We start from the raw sequence: 256 nt of genomic DNA on the forward strand, positions 1-256 counted from the left end.
CCCAAAGGAGTTAGAGATGGGACTGCAACGGAAGAACATGACGGCTTTGAAGATGGAACTAATAGCGTACTACAGCAAGTCCCTTTGCTTCGCGCAACAACAGGATACCCTGATGTTAATGCCTATATTAAATCAAACAAATTTTCAACAGCAAAAATAGAAAAACAATTAAAAAGCCAATTTCCTAAATTCAACTATCGTAATGGTTACGGCAAACCAGAAGGAATAGTTATTCATGAAACAGCAAATAATTCAT

Annotated in this window: 1 protein-coding gene; it reads left to right on the plus strand. The window is 36.7% G+C overall.

Features of this window, described 5'->3' with window-relative positions:
* Window positions 1-256 (plus strand): hypothetical protein (locus FCK90_RS15830; protein WP_246180495.1); only part of this gene is annotated, 256 nt, incomplete at both ends.

It is taken from the genome of Kocuria coralli, assembly GCF_008831305.1.
In the GTDB taxonomy this organism is placed as follows: domain Bacteria; phylum Actinomycetota; class Actinomycetes; order Actinomycetales; family Micrococcaceae; genus Kocuria; species Kocuria coralli.